Here is a 4,863-nt window from a genome sequence, read left to right as displayed (position 1 = left end):
CCGCGCAGGGTCTCGGGGGCGCTGTAGTCGGCGATCCGCAGCTCGACGCCGCGCTCGGCGAGGTCGGCGGCCTTGGCCTTGTCGCGGACCACCGCGGCGATCCCGGACGCGGGGACGCCGGAGGCGAGCAGCCCCTCGACGACGAGACGGCCGAGGTGTCCGGTGGCGCCGGTGACGACGATGCTCATGGGTGACAACTCCTGTGACGCGGTTCAAGTTCCGTTTTCGGTACGTCACTCACCTTAGATAGGGCGCTAACTATTGGAAAGTACCCACTTTGAAGTAAGGTACCGACATGAAAGTTAGTGAGATGCGCGCGGAGCGGCAGCGGCACGGCGAGGCGATGTGCCCGCACCGCCTCGTTCTTGAGCACGTCACGAGCCGCTGGGGCGTCCTCGTCCTCATCGCCCTGGCGGAGCGCCCGTACCGCTTCAGCGAGCTGCGCCGCGCCATCGGCCGCGTCAGCGAGAAGATGCTGACCCAGACCCTCCAGACGCTGGAGCGCGACGGCATGGTGCACCGCGACGCCAAGCCCGTCATCCCGCCCCGCGTCGACTACTCCCTCACGGAGCTGGGCCGCGAGGCCGCCGAGCAGGTCACGTCCCTCGCGTCCTGGACGAAGCGCCGCATGGACGACGTGGAGCAGGCGCGCGCGGCATACGACGAGGCCCGGTCCTGAACCCTCAGGACCGGGCCTCGCCGAAGAGACGGCCGACGCCGGACTAGCCGACGACGGTCCAGGTGTCGCCGCCCGCGAGGAGTGCGGCGAGGTCGCCCTTGCCGTTGTGTTCGATGGCGGTGTCGAGCTGGTCGGCCATGAGGGTGTCGTAGACCGGGCGTTCGATGTTGCGGAAGACGCCGATCGGGGTGTGGTGCAGGGTGTCCGGGTCGGCGAGCCGGGAGAGCGCGAAGGCGGTGGTCGGGGACGTGGCGTGCGCGTCGTGGACCAGGATGTCGCCTTCGTTGTCCTCGGTGACCGCGACGACCTTGAGGTCGCCGGTGGCCGGGTCGCGCACGACGCCCTTGGAGTTCTCGGTGCCGAAGCGGATGGGCCGGCCGTGTTCCAGGCGGATGACGGCTTCCTCTGCCTGCTGTTTGTCCTTGAGGACCTCGAAGGCGCCGTCGTTGAAGATGTTGCAGTTCTGGTAGATCTCCACCAGGGCAGTGCCGGGGTGGTCGGCGGCCGCGCGCAGCACGCTGGTGAGGTGTTTGCGGTCGGAGTCGACGGTGCGGGCCACGAAGGAGGCTTCCGCGCCGATGGCCAGGGAGACCGGGTTGAAGGGGGCGTCCAGGGAGCCCATCGGGGTCGACTTGGTGATCTTGCCGACCTCGGAGGTGGGGCTGTACTGGCCCTTGGTCAGGCCGTAGATCCGGTTGTTGAACAGCAGGATCTTGAGGTTGACGTTGCGGCGCAGGGCGTGGATGAGGTGGTTGCCGCCGATGGAGAGCGCGTCGCCGTCGCCGGTGACCACCCAGACGCTCAGGTCGCGGCGGGAGGAGGCGAGGCCGGTGGCGATGGCCGGGGCGCGGCCGTGGATGGAGTGCATCCCGTAGGTGTTCATGTAGTACGGGAAGCGGGAGGAGCAGCCGATGCCGGAGACGAAGACGATGTTCTCCTTGGCCAGGCCGAGGTCGGGCATGAAGCCCTGCACGGCGGCAAGCACGGCGTAGTCACCGCAGCCGGGGCACCAGCGCACCTCCTGGTCGGACTTGAAGTCCTTCATGGACTGCTTGGCCTCGGCCTTGGGCACCAGGGAAAGCGCTTCGATCGTGCTCCCGGTGCCTTCCGACTCGGCCGTCTTGGTGTCAGCCATCGATGGCCTCCTTCAGAGCGGTGGCGAGTTGTTCGGCCTTGAACGGCATGCCGTTGACCTGGTTGTACGAGACCGCGTCGATCAGGTACTTGGCCCTGATGAGGGTGGCGAGCTGGCCGAGGTTCATCTCGGGGATCACCACCTTGTCGTAGCCCCGCACGACCTCGCCCAGGTTGGCGGGGAAGGGGTTGAGGTGGCGCAGATGGGCCTGCGCGATGGGCTGCCCGGCCGCGCGCAGGCGGCGCACCGCGGCGGTGATCGGGCCGTAGGTGGAGCCCCAGCCGAGGACCAGCGTGCCGGCCTCGCCGGTCGGGTCGTCGACCTCCAGGTCGGGCACCTGGATGCCGTCGACCTTGGCCTGGCGGGTGCGGACCATGAAGTCGTGGTTGGCCGGGTCGTAGGAGATGTTGCCCGTGCCGTCCTGCTTCTCGATGCCGCCGATGCGGTGCTCCAGGCCCGGCGTGCCCGGGATCGCCCAGGGGCGGGCCAGGGTCTGCGGGTCGCGCTTGTAGGGCCAGAAGACCTCGGTGCCGTCGTCGGCGGTGTGGTTGAAACCGGAGGCGAACTGCACCCGCAGATCGGGCAGTTCGTCGACCTCGGGGATGCGCCAGGGCTCGGAGCCGTTGGCCAGGTAGCCGTCGGAGAGCAGGAAGACCGGGGTGCGGTAGGTGACCGCGATCCGGGCCGCCTCCAGGGCGGCGTCGAAGCAGTCCGCCGGGGTCTTCGGCGCCACGATCGGCACCGGCGCCTCGCCGTTGCGCCCGTACATCGCCTGTAGCAGGTCGGCCTGCTCGGTCTTGGTGGGCAGCCCCGTGGAGGGGCCGCCGCGCTGGATGTCCACCACCAGCAGCGGCAGCTCCAGGGAGACCGCCAGGCCGATGGTCTCCGACTTCAGCGCCACGCCGGGGCCGGAGGTGGTGGTCACCGCCAGGCTGCCGCCGAACGCCGCGCCCAGCGCCGCGCCGATCCCGGCGATCTCGTCCTCGGCCTGGAAGGTGCGCACCCCGAAGTTCTTGTGCCGGGACAGCTCGTGCAGGATGTCCGAGGCCGGGGTGATGGGATAGGAGCCCAGATACAGCGGCAGGTCCGCCTGGCGCCCGGCGGCGATCAGTCCGTAGGACAGCGCCAGGTTCCCGGAGATGTTGCGGTAGGTGCCGGTGGGGAAGGCGGTGGCGGCCGGGGCGACCTCGTAGGAGACCGCGAAGTCCTCGGTGGTCTCGCCGAAGTTCCAGCCCGCCCGGAACGCGGCGATGTTCGCCTCCGCGATCGCGGGCTTCTTGGCGAACTTGGTCCGCAAGAACCTTTCCGTGCCCTGGGTCGGCCGGTGATACATCCACGACAGCAGCCCCAGCGCGAACATGTTCTTGGAGCGGCCCGCGTCCTTGCGGGAGAGGTCGAAGTCCTTCAGCGCCTCCACCGTCAGCGTGGTCAGCGGCACCGGATGCAGGCTGTAGCCGTCCAGCGAGCCGTCCTCAAGGGGCGAGGTGTCATAGCCCACCTTCTGCATCGCCCGCCTGGAGAACTCATCGGTGTTCACGATGACCTCCGCGCCGCGCGGCACATCGGCGATGTTCGCCTTCAGCGCCGCCGGGTTCATCGCCACCAGTACGTTCGGCGCGTCGCCCGGCGTGAGGATGTCGTGGTCGGCGAAGTGCAGCTGGAAGGAGGAGACACCCGGCAGCGTCCCGGCCGGCGCCCGGATCTCGGCCGGGAAGTTCGGTAGCGTCGACAGGTCATTGCCGAACGACGCCGTCTCCGAAGTGAACCGGTCGCCCGTGAGCTGCATGCCGTCACCGGAGTCACCCGCGAAGCGGATGATCACCCGGTCCAGACGCCGCACATCCTTCTCGGGCGACGTGCGTTGCTCTCCGACGACTGCCGCGTCGGCCTGCTCCGCTTGGCTACTGACCTGGCTGGTCACTGAACTGGACCTCCCTCAAGGCGGCTGAGCGAGAGCGCCGGGACGCCCGGTGTTCCCAGGGCCCACCCTACGTCTGTAAGGGGCGCCTTCCTCGGGTAGCTCGCATGATGGACGCCCTTTTGAGACGCCTTCTTGCACTGATTTGCCATGTTTTGCCTCGCCCCCCGGCCCTTCATAGATGACGCTCCCCGCTCATCCCTTGGTTCTAGGACTATCTATGGCTCGTACAGGTGCTCGGTGCTTGATCGGTGCTCTTTGTGATCGAGAGATGGTTTTCCGTGATGCTTTTGGGTCAACCATTTACCCGGCAGATTGTCCGCCGGTCATGAGTTGAGGTAGGTGAGAACAGCGAGCACGCGACGGTGATCCCCGTCACTCTGGGAGAGCCCGAGCTTCAGGAAGATGTTGCTCACGTGCTTCTCGACCGCCCCGTCGCTCACCACGAGCTGCCGGGCGACCGCGGAGTTCGTCCGCCCTTCGGCCATCAGGCCGAGTACCTCGCGCTCACGCGGTGTAAGCCCCGCGAGGACGTCCTGTTTGCGGCTGCGGCCGAGCAGCTGCGCCACGACCTCCGGGTCCAGGGCCGTACCGCCCCCGGCCACCCGCACCACCGCGTCGACGAACTCCCGCACCTCGGCCACCCGGTCCTTCAGCAGATAGCCCACGCCCCGGCTCGACCCGGCGAGCAGCTCGGTGGCGTACTGCTCCTCGACGTACTGCGAAAGGACCAGCACCCCGAGGCCGGGGTGGCGCTGACGCAGCAGCACCGCGGCCCGCACCCCCTCGTCGGTGTGTGTCGGCGGCATCCGCACGTCGGCCACGACCACGTCCGGCAGGGCGTCCTGCGCCGCGAGGTCGGTGATCGTCTTGATCAGCGCCTCGGCGTCACCCACACCGGCGACCACATCGTGCCCGCGGTCGGTCAGCAACCGGGTCAGGCCCTCCCTGAGCAGCACTGAATCCTCGGCGATGACCACCCGCACTGTGTCCTCCACTGTTCTCGGCCCCCCGACCGCTCGGCTGCCGGGGCCCCGTCCGACGTCCGTCACGTCGGCCCGTACACCCGGCCTCCTCAGTATCGCGCGATCGGCGGCGGCTCACCGGCTCTGTCACCGGACAGTTCACGCC

At 68.7% G+C, this 4,863-nt stretch carries 5 protein-coding genes; 1 reads left to right on the top strand and 4 read right to left on the bottom strand.

All coding sequences use genetic code 11. The features are described from left to right. The coding region (locus AB8Z36_RS30060) for an NAD(P)H-binding protein (protein WP_369216539.1) at positions 1-188 on the bottom strand (188 nt) is incomplete at its 3' end. Between the two features lie 107 nt (positions 189-295). On the opposite strand from AB8Z36_RS30060, the gene AB8Z36_RS30055 reads away from it, so the two are divergent. Continuing rightward, a complete protein-coding gene (locus AB8Z36_RS30055; RefSeq protein ID WP_369216538.1) occupies positions 296-679 on the top strand; it encodes a winged helix-turn-helix transcriptional regulator in 384 nt (127 codons plus the stop codon). Between the two features lie 43 nt (positions 680-722). Here AB8Z36_RS30055 and AB8Z36_RS30050 read toward each other — a convergent pair whose 3' ends face one another. The 3 genes from AB8Z36_RS30050 to AB8Z36_RS30040 all read right to left on the bottom strand — a co-directional run bounded on the left by AB8Z36_RS30050 (position 723) and on the right by AB8Z36_RS30040 (position 4,718). Further along, on the bottom strand, positions 723-1,814 hold the full coding sequence (locus tag AB8Z36_RS30050) for a 2-oxoacid:ferredoxin oxidoreductase subunit beta (protein ID WP_369216537.1): 1,092 nt from the start codon (positions 1,812-1,814) through the stop codon (positions 723-725). Further along, positions 1,807-3,735 carry a 2-oxoacid:acceptor oxidoreductase subunit alpha gene (locus AB8Z36_RS30045; RefSeq protein ID WP_369216536.1) on the bottom strand — a complete coding sequence of 643 codons (1,929 nt, stop codon included), beginning with the start codon at positions 3,733-3,735 and terminating at the stop codon, positions 1,807-1,809. The genes AB8Z36_RS30050 and AB8Z36_RS30045 overlap by 8 nt, the downstream gene beginning before the upstream one ends. Positions 3,736-4,058: 323 nt before the next feature. After that, the gene (locus AB8Z36_RS30040) at positions 4,059-4,718 is read right to left on the bottom strand and encodes a LuxR C-terminal-related transcriptional regulator (protein WP_369216540.1); all 660 of its coding nucleotides are present in this window, start codon (positions 4,716-4,718) and stop codon (positions 4,059-4,061) included. Positions 4,719-4,863: the final 145 nt, after the last annotated feature.

The sequence above is a fragment of the Streptomyces flavofungini genome (assembly GCF_041028215.1).
Classification (GTDB): domain Bacteria; phylum Actinomycetota; class Actinomycetes; order Streptomycetales; family Streptomycetaceae; genus Streptomyces; species Streptomyces flavofungini_B.
The sequence above is the reverse complement of the archived record's forward strand: the minus strand, read 5'-3'. Positions and strand labels throughout refer to the sequence as shown.

Excerpts from the sequence above, each read along its gene's own strand:
- AB8Z36_RS30055 (WP_369216538.1), top strand. The coding sequence starts at position 296 with ATGAAAGTTAGTGAGATGCGCGCGGAGCGGCAGCGGCACGGCGAGGCG.
- AB8Z36_RS30050 (WP_369216537.1), bottom strand. The coding sequence starts at position 1,814 with ATGGCTGACACCAAGACGGCCGAGTCGGAAGGCACCGGGAGCACGATC.